We start from the raw sequence: 24,977 nt of genomic DNA, 5'->3' as shown, positions 1-24,977 counted from the left end.
TGTCCTAAAAATTTAATATTAGGGGAGGTACAAAGGATTTGAAAAAGAAATTTAAAATCAGTTTAGCCGCTCAAATTTTAATCGGTTTGATTTTAGGGATCGTTGTTGGTGGTATCTTTTACGGAAACCCCAAAATCGAGACATATTTACAACCATTAGGGGATATATTTTTACATCTTATTAAGATGATTGTTGTACCGATTATTATTTCGACATTAATCGTTGGTGTTGCTGGTACTGGAGATATGAAGCAACTTGGACGATTAGGCGGTAAATCTATAATTTACTTTGAGATTATTACAACCGTTGCAATCGTTGTTGGATTACTTTCCGCAAACATTTTCCAACCTGGTGCAGGACTTAACATGAATGAATTATCTCAAGGGGATATTTCGAAGTATGTATCAACAACTGAGGAAGTACAGCATGAAGGGCCATTTGATATCATTGTAGGCATCGTCCCAACAAATATTATTCAGTCAATGGCTGAAGGTAATATGCTAGCGATTATCTTCTTCTCCGTTATTTTCGGTTTAGGGGTTGCTGCAGTAGGTGATCGAGGGAAACCAGTCTTAGACTTCTTCCAAGGGGTAGCAGATGCTATGTTCTGGGTAACCAACCTCGTAATGAAATTCGCTCCATTAGGGGTATTTGGTTTAATTGGTGTAACCGTTTCCAAATATGGGTTTGCTTCACTGGTTCCACTTGCCAAATTGGCTATTCTTGTTTATGCAACAATGCTGTTCTTCATCTTTGTCGTTCTTGGACTTGTGGCAAAATTCGCAGGAATCAGCATCTTCTATTTAATTAAAGTGTTAAAAGATGAGCTAATTTTAGCCTTCTCAACAGCAAGTTCTGAAGCTGTATTACCACGTATTATGATGAAAATGGAGAAATTAGGTGCGCCAAAGGATATTGTATCTTTTGTTATACCGACCGGTTACTCCTTTAACTTAGATGGGTCAACACTATATCAAGCCATTGCAGCATTATTTATTGCGCAAATGTACGGTATTCACCTAAGTATTGGTGAACAAATTACGTTAATGCTTGTATTAATGGTTACATCTAAAGGTATTGCAGGTGTTCCAGGGGTATCATTCGTAGTACTTCTAGCAACTTTAGGCACTGTAGGTATTCCACTTGAGGGACTAGCCTTTATTGCTGGTATTGACCGTATCCTTGATATGGGACGTACAGTCGTTAACGTAATTGGTAACTCATTAGCGTCATTAGTAATGGCTAAATGGGAAGGCCGTTTCGATCGAGAAAAGATGAAAAATTACTTTAATGATAATGAAAATCTAGCGTAATTTTAAAAAAATCCTCACGATGTTGGATGGCATCGTGAGGGTTTTTTTATTTTGCTAATACTTTATCTAAATAAGCGATAATGGATTCTTTCCCATTGGCATGTGCTTCTTGTGCACGCTTTTCATCTTTTTCAAGTTTAGCCTCTGCTGCGGCAACAATTTTTTCAGCATCTTGCTGTGGCACAACAATCACACCATCCACATCCCCAATAATATAATCACCAGGATGAACCGTTACTCCCCCAATGGCGATCGGCACATTTACTTGTCCACCGCCATTTTTATTGCCTGCTGCTACAGTAGTGCCTAATGAAAATACAGGGAAATTCAACTCCCGAATTGCTGCAATATCACGGATTACGCCATCCACAACAAAACCTTGTACACCTATCCCTTTAGCTAAGGAGATTACAAAATCTCCAGCCACAGCTCGGTTGGTATTTCCTTTTGCATCAATGACTAAAATATCCCCTGCAGTTGCCACCCTAATCGCTTCCAATACGGCGCCATTTTCACCATCTGGTAAACGTACAGTTACAGCTCGCCCAGCAATTTTAAAATGGTCTGCTAATGGCTTAATATCACTTCGCAAATTGGTATGCCCGCCTGTCGCATCTGAAATAGCTGTTGTTGGTAAATGCTGAAAGCTTACTTCCACTTTTGTCATACATAACACCCCTATTATGATTGATGACTTACACTATTATTGTAAATAAAAAACATATACTATTTCAATATATCTCGGAAACTATTGGTAATTATAATAATAATCATTTTAGAATTAAATAATTTCAATAAACTGCTTTGAGTGCTCATCTAATGCTTCAGCGGCTGATGCTATTTCACTAAAGTCATTTGCTGTGACAGTAATTTGCTCATTTGTTTTATCTATTTTTTCAGCTATTTTTGTAATACTGTCTGTCACCTGACCAATTTCTCGCTCAATGCCCTCCACATTATCCTTCACTTCCGAAATGGATTGTTCAACTCTTACAGAAAGTTTTCGTACCTCTTTAGCCACTACATCAAAACCTCTACCATATTCTCCAGCCCTAGCTGCTTCAATAGCTGCATTTAACGCTAATAAATTAGTTTGTGAGGCAATCTCCTGTATAGTCTTTACAATTCCTTTAATAGAATCTGCTTGTTTTTGAAGCTGTACAAGATTACTTACATTTTCATTTGATTCCTTGGAAACCACTTTAATGGTTTCTAGTAGATCTTGGCTATTTTGAATACCCGCTTCTGAACGCTGGTAAAGCTTATTAGACATGCCCTTCAACTTGTCCGCAACACTAACGATCTCATGTTGTCGTTCAGTAATATTGGTAGCTATTTTGGAAACACCTATTACTTTTCTTGTATTATTTGCGAAGACAGGCATATATGTCGCTTCCAACCAAATGATATTACCCCTAGCATCAATTCTTTCTATTTTGTCCTGATAGCTGTTTCCTGCCGTTAGATTGCGCCAAAATTTATCATACTCCATACTATTCACGAAATCAGGCAAGCAAAAGTCTTTATGATTTTTTCCTAGCATTTCCTTGACTGTATAGCCTAATGTTTGAGCAAATAGTTCATTGACATATGCAACTCGTCTGTCCATATCGAAGCGGATAATGGCTATATTGCGTTCAATGGCTTGTACTACTAAATCATCGGTTACTTGAGCATCTACACTATGCATAAACAACACCCCATCCATTACTAATTTTTTACTTAAAATTTAATTATTTTACTTTTATATTACATCAATTATGCCTCATTGTAATTGCAACGGATGTTAGAGCACCCGTTGCATCAAGATAAAAAACATGGAGAATGTTCATCCATGTTTTTTTAATAAACGTAAAATCCCTTCAGAGGTAGCCGCTACACGTAAGAATTTCTTTTGCTCAGCACGTATAAAGCCTTCCTCTAGCATTATTTTAAAATGCTGTAGAAGCGCATCATAGAATCCATGGACATTATATAAAATGACAGGCTTTGTATGCAGTCCAATCTGAGCCCAAGTAAATACCTCAAAATATTCATCTAAAGTACCTGCGCCGCCTGGAAGAGCAATAAAAGCGTCGGCTAACTCGGCCATCTTAGCTTTACGAATATGCATAGAGTCTACAATATGAATCTCTGTTAATGAGGCATGAGCCAATTCACGCTTTTGTAAATGAGTTGGCATCACACCAATCACTTCTCCACCCGCTGCTAAAACAGCATCGGCTACCTTCCCCATTAGCCCTGTTTTAGAACCACCATAGACAACTCCGTGACCGTTTTTTGCCAGTGCTGTACCAAGCTCAGCCGCTTTCTCCGCATAAATAGGACTTTTACCTAAACCAGATCCGCAATACACTGCGATTCTTATAATAATCCCTCCTATTCAAAAAACGTGAAACAATCGGCTATATATTGTCTCACGTTTTTTGGTCATTTATTTTACTTTTATTTTCGTAAATGGCTTGTTTGTTTTAGCATATGACTGATGCGGCTCACAATTGCTTCAATGGCATCAGGATTTTTTAATAAATCATAATCATTAATATCTAAACGTAGAACTGGACAAGAATTAAAATTATTTATCCAATTTTCGTAGCGTTCATGCATTTCTATCCAATAATCATTCGGTGTTTGTTGCTCCATTGTACGTCCACGTTCTTGAATTCGACCAATAACTGCATCAATAGGTCCTTCAAGATAGACAAGTAAATCTGGATGTGGGAAATATGGTGTCATCACCATAGCATCAAACAAATTCGTATAAGTCTCATAATCTGTTGGACTCATCGTTCCTTTATCATAGTGCATCTTAGCAAAAATGCCAGTATCTTCGTAAATAGAACGATCTTGTACAAATCCTCCACCATATTCAAAAATACGCTTCTGTTCTTTAAAACGCTCTGCTAAAAAGTAGACCTGTAAATGAAAGCTCCATTTTTCAAAGTCCTCATAAAATTTATCAAGGTATGGATTTGTGTCTACTTTCTCAAACGATGTACGAAAGTTCAACGCTTCTGCTAATGCCTTTGTCATCGTCGATTTTCCTACCCCAACAGTACCAGCAATCGTAATAACAGTTTGTGGTGGAATATCGTACTTCTCTCTTAAATTCATTATTGCAAACTCCTTTGTTGTAACGTCTCTTTAATTATTTTTAAAACATAATTTAAATCGTTTGGATTTTTTACAAAATCAAGCTGATCTCCATTAAATCGAATAACTGGAATTTCAGGATGCATGCTCTCAAAATGCTCGATAAAAGAATGATAGTCGGCAACAAGCTGCTCCATATAATCTCGTGAAATCATCTTTTCAAATTCTCGTCCCCGCATGGCGATACGCTTCATTAATGTATCAACGCTGGCATGTAAATAAACCACTACATTTGGAACAGGCATGTCTTTCGTTAAAATTCGATAGATTTCCTCATACTTCTCATACTCAGTTGGTGCCAATGTACGCTTCGCAAATATTAAATTTTTAAAAATATGATAGTCTGCTACAACAGGTTTGGCATGTGCTAAACGAAATTTTTTAATATCGGTTAATTGCTTATAGCGATTACAAAGGAAGAACATTTCCGTTTGGAAACTCCACTCCTCAATGTTTTCATAAAACTTATTTAAAAAAGGGTTTTCGTCTACAATTTCTTTTAATAGATGGTAATTAAATGTCGCTGCTATCTCTTTCGATAAAGAGGTTTTACCAACACCAATCGGACCTTCTACCGTAACAAATGGAACCGTCACCAGAAGCTCCTCCTTTTGTTCTATGGATTCGATCATTGTGTCCTACATAAATGAATCAGTGCCTTTCATTTTATCATAGTAAGAAAATGAAAAACAGAATCAACCTATTGTTCTAGTAAATTTACCTGTGGAATTTTTCTCCTGATGACATAGAAAAAAAGGCATTGAGAATATACTTCTCCATGCCTTTCACATGCCTATAATTTCACTCGTTGTAAACGAAGTGCATTTAATACTACTGATACCGAACTAAAAGCCATCGCTGCGCCTGCAACCCATGGAGCAAGCAGACCGAGTGCAGCAATTGGAATACCTAATGTATTATAAGCAAATGCCCAAAATAGATTTTGTTTAATATTACGCATTGTTTTTCTACTCATTAGAATGGCATCCGCGATACTATTTAAATCTCCACGAATAAGCGTAATATCTGCAGCTTCCATTGCCACATCTGTCCCTGTACCAATTGCCATCCCAATATTCGCTGTTGCTAAGGCAGGTGCGTCATTAATGCCATCACCAACCATCGCTACTTTTTTCCCTTGGGCTTGAAGTTTTTTCACTTCATCAGCTTTACCTTCTGGTAAGACTTCTGCAATAACATGATTCACTCCTACCTCTGTTCCAATGGCTTGAGCAGTACGCTCGTTATCACCAGTCATCATGATGACCGTAATACCCATATCCTGTAAACGACGAATAGCTTCTTTTGATGTATCTTTCACGGTATCAGCCACAGCTACTAAACCTGCATATTGCCCATTGATGGCTGCTAACATGGCTGTCTTACCGTTTCGTTCTAGTTGCTCCATTGTTGGTAAAATATCAGTAATACTTATTCCATATTGTTGCATTAATTTACGTGTGCCAATGACAACACCTTGACCTGAGACAGTTGCCTGCACGCCATAACCAGGTATTGCCTCGAAGAATTGAACATCCCCTAAAGCTATGCCTCGTTTTTCTATGCCCTGTACAATGGCTTCTGCTAGTGGATGCTCTGACTGCTTCTCTGCTGCGCCTATTAGGGATAAAAAGCGCACCTCATCTTGCTCTGACGCTAAGAGAACATCCGTAAGCTCAGGTTTTCCGTGTGTCACTGTACCTGTTTTATCTACAACGACAGTATCAATGCTTTGTGTTTGCTCTAAATGTTCTCCACCTTTAAATAAAATACCAAACTCAGCTGCACGTCCTGAGCCTGCCATTATTGAAGTTGGTGTTGCTAACCCTAGAGCACATGGGCAAGCAATAACAAGTACTGCGATTAAAACCTCTAAAGCAGGTGTAAATTCTCCAGGGCTAACCCAAATAATCCAAATTAAAAAGGTTACAATGGCTATACCAACAACGATTGGTACGAAAATCCCCGAAATCTGATCTGCTAAACGCTGTATTGGCGCTTTTGATCCTTGAGCATCTTCAACCACTTTAATGATTTGTGCTAATGCTGTATCACGGCCAACCTTTGTTGCAGTCATTTTAATAAAACCATTTTTATTAATGGTTGAGCCAAATAATGGATCACCTTGTTTTTTATCCACGGGTAGACTCTCACCTGTTAACATCGATTCATCAACAGCTGTTGTTCCCTCTATTACTTCACCATCGACAGGAATCTTTTCCCCTGGCTTCACTAGAATAACATCGCCAATGATAACTTCTTCTAAAGGAACCTCTTTTTCTACACCGTCACGTACAACAATAGCAGTCTTAGCTTGAAGTCCCATTAGTTTTTTTATGGCTTCAGATGAGCGTCCTTTTGCTTTTGCCTCAAATAATTTACCTAATAAAATTAACGTAATTAAAACAGCACTCGTTTCAAAATAAAGATGTGGACCATGGTGTGATCCTATCGTTACAATCGCTTGATAGACACTATAGAAATAGGCGGCTGATGTCCCCATGACAACAAGCACATCCATATTTGCACTACCATTGCGTAATGCTTTATATGCCCCTACATAAAATTGCTTACCAATAATAAATTGCACAGGAGTAGCCAATACCATTTGGACCCATGGATTCATTAGAAATTCTGGAACATATAAAAATGACGTAAAGGAAAAATGGCCAACCATCGTCCAAAGCAGTGGTAAAGAAAGTATAGCCGATAAAATAAATTTATGTTGTTGCTGTTTGATAGCTTTTTCGCGATAATCCACTGTTTCCTGCTCATCTGCCTTTTGATGAGCCCCATAGCCCAACTTTTCTACCTTTGCAATGATATCTGCGATGGACACTTCTGATGGATTAAATTCGATCATCGCTTTTTCCAGTGCTAAGTTGACATTAGCAGAAGAAATACCGCTTAGCTTATTTAAGCCTTTTTCAATGCGAGTCGCACAAGCTGCACATGTCATACCTGTAATATCAAGTTCAGTTTTTTGTTTAACAACACCATAGCCAAGTGCTTCTATTTTCTTTTCAAAATCTGCTTCATTTAGCTTTGCTGGGTCGTATTTAATAGACGATTTTTCAAGTGCTAAATTTACCGTTGCTTGTTCTACACCATCCATTTTATTTAAACCTTTTTCAATACGAGTGGCACAGGCTGCACATGTCATACCTGTAATTTGCAAATTAGCTTCTTTACTAGCAGAACTCATTTACTGTTCACCTCTCCTTATACCAACAGGGGGTATATATATTTGAAAATAAGAGAGTGCTACAGGAGCACTCTACAATTTTACTTTACGTCATATCCTTGATCATCAATTGTTTCTTTAATTTGGTCAAGTGATACTTGTGCATCATCAAATGCAATATCCACTAAGCCATCTGCTAAATTAACTTTAACTTGTTCAACACCAGCTAAAGCGCCAACACTTTTTTCCACAGCATTTACACAATGACCACATGACATTCCTTGTACGTTTAATGTTACGTTTTGCATAATAAATTCTCTCCTTTTAATATGGTTTTATTCTATTTTTTCATTAACTTTTGGATCGTTACGACTAACTCATCTAGTACTGCTTCATCGCCCTCTGAGAGACGATCCACTACACAGCCCTTTAAATGACCTTCTAATAATATTTTTGCCACACTATTTAATGCTGATTGTGTAGCAGATAGTTGCGTAATAATATCATCACAATAAACGTCTTTATCAATCATTCCCTTAATACCACGAATCTGACCTTCAATACGGTTTAAGCGGGTTGTTAAATCCTTTTTCACACGCTCAGGGTGATGACTTTTTCGGCAAGACGTAGCTTCCTCTGTATGACAAGCATCCTCTTTTACCGTGTCCTCCATTTACTACACCTCCTATTTGTAATTATCATACTATACCCAAGAAGGGTATGCAAGTTATAAAAAAATTTATTTATCATCATGATGATGCTCATGGTCATTTTCTAATTTACATAAAATAGAATCGTCATGTCGATGTAAAGCTGTTTCTAATTGAATTGTTACATGCTTAATGCCCTTATGCTGAAGATTATGTTCAATTTTCCGCAAGATATGCTCACTCTCAGCTATTTTCAATTGATCATTTACAACCGCATGACAGGATAATGCATTCGTTCCACTAGTAATTGTCCAGATGTGTAAATCGTGGATACTTTCTATTCCTTCAGTCTGCTCTATTAACTGAATAATCTCCTGAACATCTACATTTGAAGGAGTCCCCTCCATTAAAACATGGATTGAGGCTTTTGTGACATGGTAGCCACTTCGTACGACCAATAATGCAACAATAACGCTAGCAAGAGGATCTGCCCAGCCCCAGCCAAAAAACATAATTAATAGTGCCGCAACAATAGCCCCTACAGACCCTAGCATATCACTTAGTACATGTAAAAAGGCTCCGCGCATATTTAAATTATCCTTTGTATCACTGCCACGCATCATAATCCAGGCAACTAAAATGTTAACGAACAAACCAATTGTACTAATAATAAGCATTCCTGTAGTAGCTACTTCTGGTGGGTTTGTAAATCGTTCAATCGCTTCATAGAAAATGAATAATGCTATCCCTATTAATGTAATGCCATTTAATACTGCGGCCAAAATTTCAAATCGTTTATAGCCGTATGTTTTACTATAGCTAGCAGCTTTTTCTCCAAACATAAAGGCTAACATCGCTATACCCAAAGAGATAGAGTCACTTAACATATGCCCTGCATCAGATAAAAGAGCTAAACTATTTGTTAAAAAGCCACCAATGGCTTCCACTACCATGTATCCTGTAATAATAATAAACGACAGTAAGAGTACCTTTTTATTTGCACCATGTGTATGGTCATGACCATGATCATGATGATGTCCCATAGTTATTCCTCCATTTCATTTAGTTATGAGCAGCATGCTCAATGGCCTGCTTCAATAAATTCATAATGTGATCGTCATCCTTAGAATAGTATAAGGTTGTTCCCTCTCTTCTAAATTTCACTAACCTTAAATTTTTAAGAAAACGTAATTGATGAGAAACGGTCGATTGGCCTAAATCTAAAATGTCTGCAATATCATTTACAGCGTGTTCATCTGAACAAAGTAAGTTTAAAATACGAATTCGAGTTGGATCACTCAATGCTTTAAAAGTCTGAGATACTACAAATAATGTCTCTTCATCTAAATGCTGATCTACATTTTTTAGTGTTTCTGAACTGTTTAATTTTTCATCCATAAAAGTTTACCCCATTCTTCAATATTTATATATGAGCATGTGTTCATATATAAATATATATGGATATATTAGGAATGTCAACAAGCATTTATGGTTCTGCATGTTGCAGGCCACTCGTTATCGCATGGATGCGATGATTTTAGGCTAACATCCCCTATTAACCAATACCGACTAAAGAAAGTTAAAAGTAGCAATTAACAATTCAGCGCGCTACACTACTGTTAAGGAGAGATATGTGTGGATATTTTTGAATCAGATCGTTTATTTATGAAACAAGCATTAGAGGAAGCCCAACAGGCAGCCTTACTTGGAGAAGTACCCATTGGTGCAGTCCTTGTTTATGAAGGGAAAATCATTGCACGTGCACATAATTTAAGAGAAACAACGCAAAATGCAACAACACATGCTGAGCTGTTAGTGATTCAAGAAGCCTGCAAAAAAATAGGTAGTTGGCGACTCGAGGATACTACTCTTTATGTGACATTAGAGCCTTGTCCAATGTGTGCAGGAGCCATTCTCCAATCGCGTGTGCCCCGTGTTGTTTATGGTGCAAGGGATCAAAAAGCTGGGTGTGTAGATTCCCTTTACCGTTTATTAAATGATGAACGCTTTAATCATGAATGTGATGTAACAGAAGGGATTTTAGCCGAGGAATGTGGTCAAATTTTAACAGACTTTTTTAGGGCTTTACGGGAGCGTAAAAAAGCTGAGAAAAAAGCACGATTAGCTTCCAACGATGTAAATAGCAATTAAAGAAGGTGCCTCCTAATGAGACACCTTTTTTTTATATTTATGGGAATGGCGATATATATGAAATGTGTCGTAGCAGCGACAGCACCTTCATAACTAATGACGATTAAGCTTCAATCGTTGATTGTGTAAAAACACATTCTCCTTCGATATATGTAGCGAATGGTTTTACATGCATAAGCTGGTTATGTGCAAGCGTCAGTAAATCATCAGTTAGTACAACAAAATTTGCATCATAGCCCTCTTTTAACTGACCAACATTGTTCATACGGATCATCGTTTTTGCATCAGCTGTATATAGCTGTAATGCCTCCTCCACAGAGATTTTTTCTGCTGCGCCTAAATCTGTTCCATCATAGGCTGTACGTGTAACGGCTGCTTGTATCGTCACAAAGGGATTAGCCGCTTCTGCCCAAGATGTAGCAGGGGCATCTGAAGATAACGTGGTCGCGATCCGCCGCTGTAAAAATGTTTGTACACCATATAATGTCTGTGTTTTTTCTAGTCCTAGATTTTCTAAATAGCTCTCAATTTCACAGAATAAGAAGATTGGTTGTGGCACAAAGCCTATGCCCCATTCAGCAGCTTTTTGCAAGGCACTTTCAGAAGGCATGGCTGCATGCTCAATACGAACAGAAGGTGCATCTGTTAACCAAGCTTTTTCCTCATAAAATGTGTCAACAATTAGATCAATGGCTCTGTCTCCCATTGCATGAACCACTAATTGAACGGCACGTTCTTTGGCTTCCGCAGCAGCTGCTAGTAGTTCCTCTTTCGAAGTCATGGCTATGCCCTTTTCTTCACTTCCCAAAAATGGCGCTGAAACAAGTGCTGTACGGCCTGAAACACTGCCATCTGAAAATAGCTTGATGCCTCCGATATAGGCTCCTGCAGAACGATCGATATTATTTGCTGTTAACAGCTCGTATCGTTGAATATCCTCCCAAATATAATAAACTGCTACTCGTTGCTTAAAGCCTTTTTCTCGGGCTTTACGGTACAGGCTTAAATAATCAACCGGGGCTACAGTAGCCATTAATTCTGTAATACTTGTTACACCGTAGGATGCCAAAGTTTGTGATAGCTTTAGAAGCCTTGTCACAATTTCTTCTTCAGAGGGTGTAGGTAAATGCTGTAACACTAGATTCCGTGCATTTTCACGTAGTACGCCTGTAGGTTCCCCATTTTCATCACGATCAATTTGTCCACCCTGTGGATCAGGGGTATCCTTTGTAATACCTGCAATTGCTAATGCCTTGCTATTGACCGATATAATATGACCACACGTACGCATAACAATGATAGGTAATTCTGTGGAGGCACGATCTAAATCCTCTTTTAAAGGCGCTCTTCTTTCTTTTAGTTTTCCTTCATCATAGCCCCAGCCTAATATCCATCCATGCTGACTTGCATCATATTTTGCTAGTGCAATTATTATATCCTCAATAGAATGAATGTGTGGAGGTAAACAAGCCACTTGTTCCAAAACATCTGCTAACATAATTGGATGCATATGAGCGTCAATAATCCCAGGAATAATGACCTTTCCTTGTACATCTATTATTTCACCATGATAGGCAGGTAAGTCTTCCTGTTGTCCAATCCAAACTACCTTTCCATCTTCAATCACCATGGCTGTTGCAGATGGCTGATAAGTATCTGCCGTATAGATTTTTGCATTACAAATAATTTTCATCATTTTTCAACTCCTATTTCTTCCATACCAAAAGTCGATTTTTCAGGATCTTCTGCTTTCAGTACTTTATGCAAAATAGTACCTATAATAAAGCCAACAATAGATGGCCCAATCCAAGCAAATCCGCTAGACTGTAATGGTAAATGTAAGACCAACTGTGTCACACCAGGAATCGTAATTTCATAGCTAGCAAATGTTTCAACAACGCTTACTAGAAATGCAAATAGGACAGTTCCTTTATAAGCTCCTGCATTTGGCACAAAACGATCAAAAGCCCCCAGTAGTACAAGTACAATAATGACCGGATAAATGACCAAGAAAATTGGCAATGTAATTTCGACAATGGCACCTACACCTAAGGAACCAATGGTTGCGCCTACTACACACATAATGAATACCCATGATCTATAGCCAAGCTTCTCTTTTGTTAGTTCATTTAAAAACTGTGATGATATGACCATGACACCAATCGCTGATGTTAAGCAGGCAAAAACAACACATATAGCCAATAACACTTTACCCAAATTACCAATAACACTAAAGGCAATACCCGCTAATAGTTCTGTATCACTGCCAGAATTTGTGATGATGCCGCTACTTGTAGCACCTAAATAAAGTAAGCCACCGTATACGGCAATTAACCCTATTGCTGCAATAGCCATACCACCTAGTGCGACCTTTTTAGATAGTTTCCCTTTATAGCCATAGCCAACTATTGCTGCTAAAAAAATAGGAGCACAAAGAATGCCTGTTCCCACATCTCCTGTTTGATAGGCCGCTATTATCGAATTGGCAAAGACCCCTTCTGCCCCTGTATTGACTGCTGTTCCCATTGGATCTAGTACCCCTTTACCAATTAGGATAATGAGTATAAGAACAAGAACGGGGGTCAACCATTTTCCAATCTTATCGATAACATTTGATTGATCCATCGCAAAGTAAAAACAAATTACAAAGAATGCTAATACTGACACAATTAAAGGTACGTTCGGAATAATTTGTGACACCCCTAATTCATGTGTTGTCGCTGACATTCTCGGTATTGTGACAACCATTCCAATACAAACCATCATGACCGTGTTAAAGGCTTTATAAAACCAATTTCCAATTGGCCTTGTGAGCGCTTCTACAGTTCCCCCAGTGTTAAAAATTGCATACACCGCAAGCACAGGCAAAATAACACCTGTTAAGCTAAAGCCCATCAGAGCAGAAATCCACGATTCCCCTGCACTATTTCCTATAGATGGCGGAAATATTAAATTTCCAGCGCCAAAAAATATAGCAAATAAGGCTAGCCCGACGATTATCGTATGCTGTACAACTTTAGACATATCCTCAACCCCTTTATAATCGTTTTGCATAAGATTTATCTAAATAATAAAAAATTTAAAAACATGAAAAAAGGAGATAAATTTTTATCCCCTTTTTGTAAAAAAAATTTTACAACAATTCATATTTTAAACACTTATACTTTAGCAATTGACGTGAAATACCTAAACGACGAGCCGTTTCCGCTAAACGTCCATTCGTTTCACGCAACTTTTCCGCTATAATTAGACGCTCGTAGGCTTCAGTTAAATCTCGTAAATGACCAGATTGGTTGTTCTGCATCATCGGCTGAGTTGAATGTTGAATATTTTTTTTAATCCTTTCTGGAACATGCTCAATAAGAATTTCATCTCCAAGTAAATTATTGTATGCCGATTCAAGGGCATTTTTTAGTTCACGCACATTACCTGGCCAATGATAGGCATAAAATAATTGAATTACCTCATCACGATAACTTACATTTTTCTGTAGAGTATGTTCATTATAAAATTGTATATAAAAATCAAGGATAGGTGGTATATCTTCCTTCCTTAATCGTAGTGGTGGCAAATCAATTTGGAGAACATTTAAGCGATAAAATAAGTCCTCGCGTAGCTTTTTCTCAGCTAAGAGTTTCTCTACATCTTCATTGATAGTAGTAATATAGCGTATATCCAACTGCTCTCCATTCAGGATTTTGATATCTACTGCATGCAACAGTTTTGCCTGTAGAGATACATCTAATAAATTTAGGTGATCAATGAGTAGTGTCCCACCATTAGCCTCCTGTAACTTTCCTCTTTTTCCTTCATTGTCTGAGCCATATAGCTGTGTAAAAATATTATCTTCCGTCAATGTTGAACAGTTCAACATAATAAATGGTTTTGTATAGCGTTTGCTTTCATTGTGTATGCCTTGTGCGATAATATCTTTCCCTGTTCCAGTTTCCCCTGTTAGTAAAATAGGTGCGTTTTTTTTGGCACTACGACGTGCCTTTTCAAGTTGAGTCTTCATCTCAGCATTTGTAGTAATGAAATCCTCCAGACGATAGGTAGTGTGATTATCTCGATATAATTTATGTCCCAGGAAATTATCTAAGTATTTAATTTGCTTGCTTTCATAAAAATGTTTTGAGAATTCAATGGCTCCAATGGCTTTTCCATGCTCCATAATGGGATAGGTTGAACTCAGCGATAAATAACTAAAACCGTTCAATGTTGTAAGTTGTTGCTCATAGTATAAAATTGGTTGCCCTGTTTGTATGACTTGAAAGACAGTACTTGTCTCAGATGATAAATTTTGATAATTATCAGTCACAGTACTGTGAAAAAACTCATCTGGTGTTAAGCCGATTTCCAATAATATATTTAAATCTGCTAAGTCATAAAAGATTGCACAGCCTTTATCATCTGTAATTAAAACATTATCAAATTCACTGAGAGCCTGTGCAAATTGTTGCAATTCCATGAATTTCTCCCCCTTGTCCCCATGAATATTACCCATTATAACGAATTTTCAAAAATTATGAGAGATTTCAATTTTTGAAATACAAAAAAGCTATTTTAGATTATCCATAAAAGGATTATCTAAAATAGCTTTATCTGTGGTTTATTTTGGTGCGATTACTTCTTTACCACCCATATAAGGTCTTAAAACTTCAGGAATTACTACACTTCCATCAGCTTGTTGATAGTTTTCTAGGATAGCGGCAACTGTACGACCAATGGCAAGACCTGAACCGTTTAATGTATGAACATACTCTGGTTTTGCATTTGGCTCACGACGGAAGCGGATATTTGCTCGTCGTGCTTGGAAATCTTCAAAGTTAGAACAAGAAGAAATTTCACGGTACATGTTTTGTGCAGGAATCCAAACTTCTAAATCATATTTCTTCGCTGCAGTAAAACCTAAATCAGCTGTACACATTTTTAGCTTACGATATGGTAAGCCTAGTAATTGTAATACCTTTTCCGCATGATTTGTTAATAGCTCTAATTGTTCGTATGATTCCTCTGGTTTTACAAAGCGAACTAATTCTACTTTGTTGAACTGGTGTTGACGGATTAAACCACGTGTATCACGACCTGCAGATCCCGCTTCTGAACGGAAGCATGCACTATACGCTGCAAAGCCTTGCGGTAAAGCCTCAGCCGGTAAAATCTCATCACGATAGAAATTCGTTACTGGTACTTCTGCAGTTGGAATCATGAAATAATCTGTTTCCTCTAATTTGAATACATCTTCCTCAAACTTCGGAAGCTGTCCTGTACCTGTTAGGCTATCACGATTAACAATGACAGGTGGTAGCATTTCCTCGTAACCATGCTCCTCTGCATGTAAATCCATCATGAATGTCATTAATGCACGTTCTAAACGAGCGCCAAGACCACGGTAGAATAAGAAACGGCTACCTGTTACTTTCGCGCCACGTTCAAAGTCTACAATTTTTAAATCTGTAGCAAGGTCCCAGTGTGCTTTAATATCAAAATCAAATGCTGGAATTTCACCCCACGTATACTCCTCAACATTGTCGTCCTCTGTTGTGCCTACTGGTACAGACTCATGCGGAATGTTTGGTAAACGCATCATCATATCTTTAAAGCGTTCTTCAACATCATTTAATTGTACGTCTAATTCTTTAATTTCATCGCCAACCTGACGCATACGAGCAATAACTTCATCTGCATTTTCCTTGTTGCGTTTCATTATTGAAATTTGTTCAGATACTTTATTGCGTTCTGCTTTTAATTCTTCTGTTTTCGCAATCAATTCACGACGTTTTGCATCTAAGCCTTCAAAGTCATCTAAATTTCCTAAATCTTCATTACGTGTTAATAACATCTCTTTAATTTCCGCGAAATTATCGCGTACACGTTTAATATCTAACATCTTCATACCTCCAATAGTTTCTTAATGATGGAAAATCGTAGCAGCGAAATGAACACAAAAAAGCCCTCATCCCTAAAAAGGGACGAGAGCTACCCGCGTTGCCACCCTAATTGACTAGGCATAAAGCTACCTAATCCACTTATTTCATAACGGCATTTCAGCCGGCTACAGCCTACTTCATTCACTTCGACTGTGCAACTCCAGGACGGATTCACAAGTGCTTTTATCAGCTTCCACCAGCCGCTGACTCTCTAAAAAAAACGTGCTTGCTACTACTTCCCATCATCGTGTTCAGTTATTTAAAATTTAAACATACTGTACTATATGAAAACAAATTTTGCAAGTCATACAATAGAGGATACAAAATATTCAAGAATTCGTGTATCGGCTGTTAATTCAGGATGAAACGAACAGCCTAATAAATGGCCATCTTGCGCTAAAATAATTTTCCCTTCATGTTGTGCTAGAATTTCAACATCTTTACCCACGGCTTCAATATGAGGTGCACGAATAAATACTGCTGGGATACCTACACCTACTTTAGGAATATCTAGTTGTACTTCAAAGCTATCTACCTGACGTCCATAAGCGTTTCTTGCTACGGTCACGTCCATCACAGCCAAATGTGGTTCATCATCTACTAGATGCTTGGCTAATAAAATTAATCCTGCACATGTACCAAGCATCGGTAAACCTTGCTGTGCAAGTCCACGAATTGGCTCTAGTAGATCAAAACGATCCAGCAATTTTCTCATTGTTGTGCTTTCTCCACCAGGTAACACAAGTCCATCAAGATTTACTAAATCCGTCTTTTGTTTTACGAGGATAGCTTCACAACCAAGAGCCTTTAACATCTGAATATGCTCACGCACCGCTCCTTGTAATGCTAAAACACCAATTCGTTTCATGCTACCAACCTCGCTCTTGCATACGCTCGTTGTGTCCAAGCTGTGCAATATCAATCCCCTTCATTGGTACACCTAGCTCCTTTGATATTTCCGCAATAAGCTTATAGTCTTTATAATGAGTAGTCGCCTCTACAATGGCACGTGCAAATTTTTCAGGATTCTCAGATTTAAAAATACCTGAACCTACGAAAACGCCATCAGCTCCAAGTTCCATCATTAAGGCAGCATCGGCAGGCGTCGCTACTCCTCCTGCTGCGAAGTTTACTACTGGTAAACGACCAAGACGTTTAATTTCTCTTAATAATTCGAAAGGAGCTCCTAGTAATTTCGCCTCTGTCATTAATTCATCTTCTGTCATGCCCACTACTTTACGTACCTGAGCATTTACTTTGCGAATATGTCGAACTGCTTCCACAATATTCCCTGTTCCTGGCTCACCTTTTGTTCGTAACATTGATGCGCCTTCCCCGATACGACGAGCTGCCTCCCCTAAATCACGACAGCCACACACAAACGGTACTGTGTATTCACTTTTTAATAAATGGTATTCTTCATCCGCTGGTGTTAAAACTTCACTTTCATCAATATAATCAACACCCATTGCTTCTAAAACACGTGCTTCCACAATATGACCAATACGTGCTTTGGCCATCACAGGAATAGTTACAGACCCCATTACTTCCTCAACAATACGAGGATCGGCCATGCGTGCAACGCCACCTGCTTTACGAATATCTGAAGGTACTCGTTCTAATGCCATAACTGCTACAGCACCTGCAGCTTCTGCAATTTTTGCTTGCTCTGCATTAATGACATCCATAATGACGCCGCCCTTTTGCATTTCTGCCATACCACGTTTTACTAGCTCTGTACCTGTTTGTTTCATTTTCTAACCTCCACCTTTATGATGAAGTTTAGTATAATAGAAATTGACCATATCAAAATATCCAGTTTTCAAAATATTTATAAGGTCAGGAGGCTACAAAACATGGATATGCTTTTATTTCAGCTTGAAAGAGATAGTGATAAACCGCTTTATGATCAGCTTTATAGCGGTATTAAAGAAGCCATCATTTCTAATAAAATAACTGTAGGAGAAAAATTGCCTTCAAAAAGAAAATTGGCTGATTTTTTAAATATTTCTCAAACAACAATTGAAATTGCCTATGCCCAGCTATTAGCTGAAGGTTATATTATGTCCAAATCAAGGATTGGTTATTTTGTAGAAGAAATAGATGAATTACCCTACATTCAGCAGGATACTATAACGTCCATCAATGAGCATCCTAAGAAAAAATCATACAAAATTGATTTTAATCCTGGTTCTATTGATATCGATGCCTTTCCATTTCAAACTTGGAGAAAATATGCGAAGGAGCTTTTTGACGATACCTCAAAGGAGCTATTATTAACAGGTGAACCACAAGGAGAACTTTCTTTACGCACAGAGATTGCTAATTATTTATATCAGTCGCGTGGTGTTGTATGCCATCCTGAACAAATTGTCATTGGTTCTGGTACGGAACAGCTTCTCCCTATGATACTACGTCTTTTTAGCGAAGACACAAGCTTTGCATTAGAAAATCCAGGGTACCCTGCCGTGCATCGTATGTTTTCGCAGCATAAACGAAAAGTTTACCCAATTGCAGTTGATGAAGAGGGCATAATTATTCATGAGCTTGAAAAAACGAATGCTAATGTCGTGTATATTACACCCTCACATCAATTCCCAACTGGTGCTGTATTATCCGCTACAAGGCGAGCACAGGCTTTAAATTGGGCGGCGCAAAGCTCCTCTCGCTATATTATTGAGGATGATTATGATTCGGAATTTCGTTATGCTGGAAAACCAATTCCTGCTCTACACGCCTTAGATCGAAACGATAAAGTTATTTACATGAGTACTTTTACAAAATCATTAATGCCATCCTTGCGAGTGGCTTATTTTGTACTTCCACCTAAACTACTTGCTACCTATAACGATGTCTTTAATTATTACTCATCTACTGTGCCTCGTTTCGATCAACATATCGTGGCAAATTTTATGCGTGACGGGCATTTTGCAAAGCATCTCAATCGTATGCGTAAAATTTATCGTAAAAAACACGATAAACTCACTTCTATTTTAGAAAAATATTCATCATCCATTAACATTACTGGTGAGCAAGCGGGTATGCATATTTTATTAGAGGTTCAACACACATTCTCAGAAAAACAATTACAACAGCTCGCCTCTCAAGCAGGGATCGGCATTTATCCATTATCAGCCTACAGACTAGATCATTATGAATCTTCACAAGCTCAATTTTTATTAGGCTTTGGAGGGATTCCCGTACAAGCAATTGAATCATCTATTGAACAGTTGATGGATTGCTGGGGAATACAAAAAAATGACCCATCTACCAGTGAGTAGATAGGTCATTTTATATTAAGTTTCAATTAATTGAATTTGATAATGCTCAAACCATGTATGAACTTGCCCTAGATACGCTAAAAGCTGAGGACCTGCCATTAATTGCCCATACCACGGAATCTTAAAAGAGCTACCGCCAGATTCAATTAACTCCTCAAGCTTTTGTCGTTCAAATAGTTCATGTAAAATCGAATTTTTATCACGTAGAATTTCCTTCAACCATTTTTGCACACCAGCTGTGTAGACAGGATGATATGTTTTTGGATAAGGATTTTTTTTACGATACAACACTTCATTAGGCAATAAATGTGCCATTGATTTTCGAAGTAATCCTTTTTCTATCCCATCCAAATTCTTCATTTCCCACGGAATATTCCAAGCGTATTCTACAAGCCGATGATCTGCAAAAGGAACACGTACCTCTAAACTTGCCCCCATACTCATACGATCTTTCCGCTCTAATAATGTTTGCATGAACCATAGCATATTTAAGTAAGACATCTCACGATGACTTGCCTCTGCTAGACCTTCTCCATCTAATAATGGTACTTCAGCTATTGTTTGTGTATATAGTTGTTGTGCATAGGACTCAATTTTTAATTTTTTATCCCACTTCTCTTGAAGTAATCCACTTCTTTCAGACAATGAACGGATCCAAGGAAAACCTGAAGCCCTTTCTTTAAACCATGGATACCCACCAAAAATTTCATCTGCACACTCTCCTGATAACGCTACAGTAAAATCCTTTTTTATTTCTCGACAAAACCATAATAACGATGAATCTACATCTGCCATACCAGGGGAATCTCGAACGATGACCGATTCCACTAATAAATCAATTAACTGTTGCTGAGTGATTTCCTCTGCATGATGGGCCGTCTGGAAGGTGTCTGTCATTTTCTGAATCCAGTACGTATCTGTAGACGTTTGGAAAGAATGTGGGTTAAAGAAGCGCTCATTATCTTCATAATCGATAGAATACGTATGCAATTGATTGTTTTGTTGCTGGAAGCTATTTGCCGCAATGCCAGTGATAATACTGGAATCTAATCCTCCTGAAAGAAATGTACAAATGGGTACATCCGAAACTAACTGACGTTCTATAGCATCCGTTAACAAAAAACGTACATGCTCAATTGTTTCCTCCAATGATTCTTCATGTCTGCGGCTTTGTAGCTGCCAATATGGCCACTTTTTTAAACCTTCTTCTCTAGAGAAACGCATGGCATAGCCAGGCCGTAATTCTTTAATATTTTGAAAAAAGGTTTTGCCTGGCGCTCTAGAGGGCCCTACAGCCATCATACTTGCCAATCCTTCAACGTTTACACTTGCTTGGACCGTCGGGTGTGCCAGCAGAGCCTTCACTTCAGATGCAAAAAGTACACCATCTTGTTGCTCTGTATAATACAAGGGTTTCACACCTAATCGGTCTCGGCACAAAAATAGTGATTGTGTTTGTTCATCCCAAACACCAAAGGCAAAAATGCCATTTAGAAAATCTACACATTGCTCTTTCCACTCAATATAGGCTGTTAATAATACTTCAGTATCCGATTGTGTTGTAAAACTGTGTCCTCTTTTTAGAAGTTCTTTACGTAGCTCTTCTGTATTATAAAGTTCGCCATTATATGTAATGACATAGTTTAATCCATCATGAATTTTTTTCATTGGTTGTTTGCCACCAATTAAATCAATAACAGCCAACCGTCGATGACCAAATGCTATATGCTCACTACACCAAATATTTTCATCATCTGGCCCTCTCTTATTTAATGTTTGCGTCATCGATTTTAATATTGTGTTACTTGTTCTTAAATCCTTTTGAAAGCTAGCCCATCCTGTAATGCCACACATTTAGCCACATCCTTTCGCCTATTAGCGTATGCAGCAGCGTGTAAAAATGTGAAAAAGCACATGAATGCTTAAGTACATTCATGTGCTCCTATTTAAATATTAAAATAATCCACCAACAAAGTCTGTAATGCCTCCCCATAAATTACCGAAGAAGTTACCTACACCTTGGAAGAACAATGAGATACCGCTAGCACGCTCTACAGCCTTTGTTGTGACAACATCGGATGAAATATCCTTGCCATCGATAAAGCCGTAATCTGTGCCTTCTGTGCGCTCAATAACAACCTTCCCTACAACAGTGTCTTTTTTAACATCTGCCTCTAAACTCTTTTTATCTAAAACCAATGTAGGTTTATATAATTCTTTATCAGAAGACTTAATCATAAAGGAAATTGGTTCTTTTACTGCAATCGATACTTTGTCTTCTTTACCTTTTGTCACTTTAACTGTTTTTTGATCTTTGAATGTATAGTTCGCTGGTAAAATTTCTTGTTTCGAGAATTGTGAAAAACCATAGTTAAATAATTTTGCTGTGGCATCAAAACGAGCTGCATATGATCCTTGTCCATTTGCATCAACAGCTTTCATAACAACTGCAATCAAACGAGTACCATTGCGCTCTGCAGTACCTGTGAAGCAGTGACCTGCAAAGTTTGTTGTACCTGTTTTTAATCCATCTACGCCTTGATATTCATACACTAATCCAGGTAACATAAAGTTCCAGTTAGACATTTTAATCGCATCTTCTGTACCTTCACGGAATGTCTTTTTTGCAATTTTAGATGTTTCTAATACCTTTGGGTGATCTTTTAATAAATGATACGCCAATTTTGCTACAGATTTTGCAGGCATCACATTTTCATCTTCTGGGCCTGTGCCTGATGGATGCATACCAAATAAATCAGCATTATTAAGACCAGTGGCATTGACAAATTTATAGCCCTCTAAACCAAGTTCTTCTGCTTTTTTATTCATTAACTTTAAAAATTCAGTTTCAGAACCTGCAATCGTTTCAGCAATAGCTACGGTAGCTGCATTTGCTGAATAGATAGCCATTGCCTCGTATAACTCACGAATCGTATAAGAACCATCTCTACGTAAAGGTACATTACTTAATGCACGATTTTGAGACATACGATACGTATAATCAGTTACGTGATATTCCTGATCCCATTTAACTGTCCCTGCATCAATCGCGTCCAATAACAGGAATTCAGTCATCATTTTTGTCATACTTGCAATACCTAGTGAAGTATCTGCATTTTGTTCAAATAAAATTTTTCCTGAATCTGCATCAATTAAAATCGCAGCATCCACTGTTAATCCTAAATCTGTTTCCGCATTTGCCTTTGCAGGAATACCTGCAAAAATACTAAATAATAAAACAGGAATTAGGAGTAAGCGTAATACGGTGTTCATTTTCTTTTTCACCTTTAAAGCCCTCCAAAAAATAATCTTGTCCTCGACATTTTATCATAGATAACAACAAACGTGTTGACTCTCTACCATAAAAAAATGCTCTCGCGCCATCTTTGTAGACGATGCGAAAGCATAAAAGTTGCAAGTAATATATTACATGGAATAGTTTGGTGATTCTTTTGTAATCTGTACATCATGTGGATGTGATTCACGAAGACCAGCACCTGTCATTCTAACAAATTGTGCATTCTCTCGTAGGTGCTCAAGATGTGGTGCTCCACAATAACCCATACCAGCGCGAATACCACCAATCAGTTGGTAAATCGTATCAGCTAATGGTCCTTTATATGGAAGGCGACCTTCAATACCTTCAGGTACTAATTTTTTCGCATCCTCTTGGAAGTAACGATCTTTAGAACCTTTTTCCATTGCGCCGATAGAACCCATACCACGGTAAACTTTGAAGCGACGTCCTTGGAAGATTTCTGTTTCTCCAGGAGATTCAGATGTACCTGCTAGAAGAGAACCAAGCATTACAACGTTGCCCCCAGCTGCAAGAGCTTTTACGATATCACCAGAGTATTTAATACCACCATCAGCAATAATTGTTTTACCAAGCTCACGAGCTACTGTAGCACAATCATATACTGCTGTAATTTGTGGTACACCTACACCAGCCACAACACGTGTAGTACAAATAGAACCAGGACCAATACCTACTTTAACAACATCTGCCCCAGCTTCAAATAATGCACGTGCGCCTTCTCCTGTAGCAACATTACCAGCAATGATTTCTAGCTCTGGGTAAGTCTCACGGATTGAGCGAATTGTTTGTAATACGCCTTCTGAATGACCATGGGCTGTATCGATTACAACAATGTCCACTTGTGCTTCTACAAGCTTCTCAATACGTACCATCGTATCTTTTGATACACCAACTGCTGCGCCCACTAATAAGCGACCATGTGTATCTTTTGCAGCATTCGGGAATTCAATAACTTTCTCGATATCTTTAATTGTGATAAGTCCAGTTAATCTACCTTCTTCATCTACAATTGGAAGCTTTTCGATTTTATATTGTTGAAGAATTTTTTCAGCATCCTCTAAAGTCGTTCCAACTGGTGCTGTAATCAAATCTTCTTTTGTCATGACATCTTCAATTTTTAAAGAGTAATCAGAGATAAAGCGTAAATCACGGTTTGTAATAATCCCTACTAGCTTTTGATTTTCCATACTATCAACAATAGGTACACCAGAGATTCGGTATTTACCCATTAGATGCTCAGCATCGAAAACTTGATGTGTCGGAGTTAAGAAGAATGGGTTTGTAATAACACCATTTTCAGAACGTTTTACTTTTTCTACTTGTTCAGCTTGCTCATCGATCCCCATGTTTTTATGGATAATACCGATACCGCCTTGACGTGCCATAGCAATCGCCATTTTAGACTCTGTAACTGTATCCATACCTGCGCTGACCATTGGGATGTTTAATTTAATCTTTGGTGTTAATTGAACAGATAAATCAACATCTTTCGGTAGTACTTCGGAATGAGCTGGTACTAATAATACATCATCAAAAGTTAAACCTTCTTTGGCAAATTTAGTTTCCCACATTTTCGTAACTTCCTCCTATAGTTAAAAGAATATTAATTGTAAGATTAACAACGTGGACTGCTACTGTCAAGGAACTTATAAAAGAAAGACAATTCAGATTTTTAATGTGTGGTAATTAAAATGAGCAATCTAAATAATTATCTACGTTTAAAAGTCATTTATTCCTACTCTTTTTAATTAAAATACTTATAAATATAATAGATTTTTGAACCAGTTCTTTAACAAAGTTAAAAGATACCATTAGAAAGTAAAAAAATAGCCAGCACACGGCTGACTGTTTCAATTGCCTAGCGACGTCCTACTCTCACAGGGGGAAGCCCCCAACTACCATCGGCGCTAAAGAGCTTAACTTCCGTGTTCGGTATGGGAACGGGTGTGACCTCTTTGCCATCATCACTAGACATGTATTAAATTGAAAGAATTAT

Annotated in this window: 22 protein-coding genes, 1 rRNA gene and 1 other annotated feature; of the genes, 3 read left to right on the top strand and 20 right to left on the bottom strand. The window is 37.9% G+C overall.

Going from position 1 to position 24,977, the window contains the following annotated elements; translation table 11 throughout:
- Positions 1-38 precede the first annotated feature (38 nt).
- Complete coding sequence (locus MHB65_RS00190) at positions 39-1,313, top strand: cation:dicarboxylase symporter family transporter (RefSeq protein ID WP_205446334.1); 1,275 nt, start codon at positions 39-41, stop codon at positions 1,311-1,313.
- A gap of 46 nt (positions 1,314-1,359) precedes the next feature.
- Here the strand turns inward: MHB65_RS00190 and MHB65_RS00185 are convergent, their stop codons facing one another.
- The 10 genes from MHB65_RS00185 to MHB65_RS00140 all read right to left on the bottom strand — a co-directional run bounded on the left by MHB65_RS00185 (position 1,360) and on the right by MHB65_RS00140 (position 9,698).
- Positions 1,360-1,980, bottom strand: a complete 621-nt coding sequence (locus MHB65_RS00185; protein WP_342442121.1) for an RraA family protein — start codon at positions 1,978-1,980, stop codon at positions 1,360-1,362.
- A gap of 114 nt (positions 1,981-2,094) precedes the next feature.
- Positions 2,095-3,003 carry a methyl-accepting chemotaxis protein gene (locus tag MHB65_RS00180; RefSeq protein ID WP_205446332.1) on the bottom strand — a complete coding sequence of 303 codons (909 nt, stop codon included), beginning with the start codon at positions 3,001-3,003 and terminating at the stop codon, positions 2,095-2,097.
- Between the two features lie 138 nt (positions 3,004-3,141).
- A complete protein-coding gene (locus tag MHB65_RS00175) occupies positions 3,142-3,669 on the bottom strand; it encodes a TIGR00730 family Rossman fold protein (RefSeq protein ID WP_243456369.1) in 528 nt (175 codons plus the stop codon).
- An 89-nt stretch (positions 3,670-3,758) separates the two neighbouring features.
- Entirely contained in the window at positions 3,759-4,427 is a 669-nt protein-coding gene (locus MHB65_RS00170) for a deoxynucleoside kinase (RefSeq protein WP_048391003.1), read from the bottom strand.
- Positions 4,427-5,062, bottom strand: a complete 636-nt coding sequence (locus MHB65_RS00165; protein WP_279381321.1) for a deoxynucleoside kinase — start codon at positions 5,060-5,062, stop codon at positions 4,427-4,429. Before MHB65_RS00165 ends, MHB65_RS00170 begins: the two co-directional genes overlap by 1 nt.
- Positions 5,063-5,259: 197 nt before the next feature.
- Complete coding sequence (locus MHB65_RS00160; protein WP_342442120.1) at positions 5,260-7,671, bottom strand: heavy metal translocating P-type ATPase; 2,412 nt, start codon at positions 7,669-7,671, stop codon at positions 5,260-5,262.
- A gap of 80 nt (positions 7,672-7,751) precedes the next feature.
- Positions 7,752-7,958, bottom strand: coding sequence for a copper chaperone CopZ (copZ, locus tag MHB65_RS00155; RefSeq protein ID WP_004233974.1), 207 nt, complete (start codon positions 7,956-7,958; stop codon positions 7,752-7,754).
- Positions 7,959-7,990: 32 nt separating this feature from the next.
- Positions 7,991-8,323: a metal-sensitive transcriptional regulator gene (locus tag MHB65_RS00150; protein WP_205446329.1), complete on the bottom strand. Its 333-nt coding sequence runs from the start codon at positions 8,321-8,323 to the stop codon at positions 7,991-7,993.
- Between the two features lie 66 nt (positions 8,324-8,389).
- The gene (locus MHB65_RS00145) at positions 8,390-9,343 is read right to left on the bottom strand and encodes a cation diffusion facilitator family transporter (RefSeq protein WP_205446328.1); all 954 of its coding nucleotides are present in this window, start codon (positions 9,341-9,343) and stop codon (positions 8,390-8,392) included.
- Positions 9,344-9,362: 19 nt separating this feature from the next.
- Entirely contained in the window at positions 9,363-9,698 is a 336-nt protein-coding gene (locus MHB65_RS00140) for a metalloregulator ArsR/SmtB family transcription factor (protein WP_205446327.1), read from the bottom strand.
- Between the two features lie 237 nt (positions 9,699-9,935).
- On the opposite strand from MHB65_RS00140, the gene tadA reads away from it, so the two are divergent.
- Entirely contained in the window at positions 9,936-10,451 is a 516-nt protein-coding gene (tadA, locus tag MHB65_RS00135; protein WP_342442119.1) for a tRNA adenosine(34) deaminase TadA, read from the top strand.
- A gap of 103 nt (positions 10,452-10,554) precedes the next feature.
- Here tadA and MHB65_RS00130 read toward each other — a convergent pair whose 3' ends face one another.
- The 6 genes from MHB65_RS00130 to pdxS all read right to left on the bottom strand — a co-directional run bounded on the left by MHB65_RS00130 (position 10,555) and on the right by pdxS (position 18,135).
- On the bottom strand, positions 10,555-12,147 hold the full coding sequence (locus tag MHB65_RS00130) for an amidohydrolase (RefSeq protein WP_342442118.1): 1,593 nt from the start codon (positions 12,145-12,147) through the stop codon (positions 10,555-10,557).
- The gene (gene brnQ, locus MHB65_RS00125) at positions 12,144-13,475 is read right to left on the bottom strand and encodes a branched-chain amino acid transport system II carrier protein (protein WP_342442117.1); all 1,332 of its coding nucleotides are present in this window, start codon (positions 13,473-13,475) and stop codon (positions 12,144-12,146) included. Before brnQ ends, MHB65_RS00130 begins: the two co-directional genes overlap by 4 nt.
- A gap of 109 nt (positions 13,476-13,584) precedes the next feature.
- The gene (locus MHB65_RS00120) at positions 13,585-14,919 is read right to left on the bottom strand and encodes a sigma 54-interacting transcriptional regulator (protein ID WP_342442116.1); all 1,335 of its coding nucleotides are present in this window, start codon (positions 14,917-14,919) and stop codon (positions 13,585-13,587) included.
- Between the two features lie 141 nt (positions 14,920-15,060).
- Positions 15,061-16,341, bottom strand: coding sequence for a serine--tRNA ligase (serS, locus tag MHB65_RS00115; protein ID WP_205446322.1), 1,281 nt, complete (start codon positions 16,339-16,341; stop codon positions 15,061-15,063).
- 75 nt (positions 16,342-16,416) lie between these two features.
- Positions 16,417-16,636, bottom strand: a binding site (T-box leader).
- Positions 16,637-16,685: 49 nt separating this feature from the next.
- Positions 16,686-17,249 carry a pyridoxal 5'-phosphate synthase glutaminase subunit PdxT gene (gene pdxT, locus MHB65_RS00110; RefSeq protein WP_342442115.1) on the bottom strand — a complete coding sequence of 188 codons (564 nt, stop codon included), beginning with the start codon at positions 17,247-17,249 and terminating at the stop codon, positions 16,686-16,688.
- Between the two features lies 1 nt (position 17,250).
- A complete protein-coding gene (pdxS, locus tag MHB65_RS00105) occupies positions 17,251-18,135 on the bottom strand; it encodes a pyridoxal 5'-phosphate synthase lyase subunit PdxS (protein ID WP_342442114.1) in 885 nt (294 codons plus the stop codon).
- A gap of 102 nt (positions 18,136-18,237) precedes the next feature.
- Here pdxS and MHB65_RS00100 point away from each other — a divergent pair, with 102 nt between their 5' ends.
- Positions 18,238-19,662 (top strand): PLP-dependent aminotransferase family protein, encoded by a 1,425-nt coding sequence (locus MHB65_RS00100; RefSeq protein ID WP_342442113.1) that lies wholly within the window; start codon positions 18,238-18,240, stop codon positions 19,660-19,662.
- A 15-nt stretch (positions 19,663-19,677) separates the two neighbouring features.
- Here MHB65_RS00100 and asnB read toward each other — a convergent pair whose 3' ends face one another.
- The 4 genes from asnB to rrf form a co-directional block, all read right to left on the bottom strand.
- Entirely contained in the window at positions 19,678-21,516 is a 1,839-nt protein-coding gene (asnB, locus tag MHB65_RS00095) for an asparagine synthase (glutamine-hydrolyzing) (RefSeq protein ID WP_342442112.1), read from the bottom strand.
- A gap of 99 nt (positions 21,517-21,615) precedes the next feature.
- Positions 21,616-22,947 carry a D-alanyl-D-alanine carboxypeptidase family protein gene (locus MHB65_RS00090; RefSeq protein WP_342442111.1) on the bottom strand — a complete coding sequence of 444 codons (1,332 nt, stop codon included), beginning with the start codon at positions 22,945-22,947 and terminating at the stop codon, positions 21,616-21,618.
- A gap of 141 nt (positions 22,948-23,088) precedes the next feature.
- Entirely contained in the window at positions 23,089-24,552 is a 1,464-nt protein-coding gene (gene guaB, locus MHB65_RS00085) for an IMP dehydrogenase (RefSeq protein WP_004233999.1), read from the bottom strand.
- 285 nt (positions 24,553-24,837) lie between these two features.
- Positions 24,838-24,953, bottom strand: a 5S ribosomal RNA gene (rrf, locus tag MHB65_RS00080).
- Between the last annotated feature and the right edge of the window lie 24 nt (positions 24,954-24,977).

This window comes from Lysinibacillus sp. FSL K6-0075 (genome assembly GCF_038592945.1).
Lineage (GTDB): Bacteria > Bacillota > Bacilli > Bacillales_A > Planococcaceae > Lysinibacillus > Lysinibacillus fusiformis_F.
This window is presented reverse-complemented; position numbering and strand designations above follow the sequence as displayed.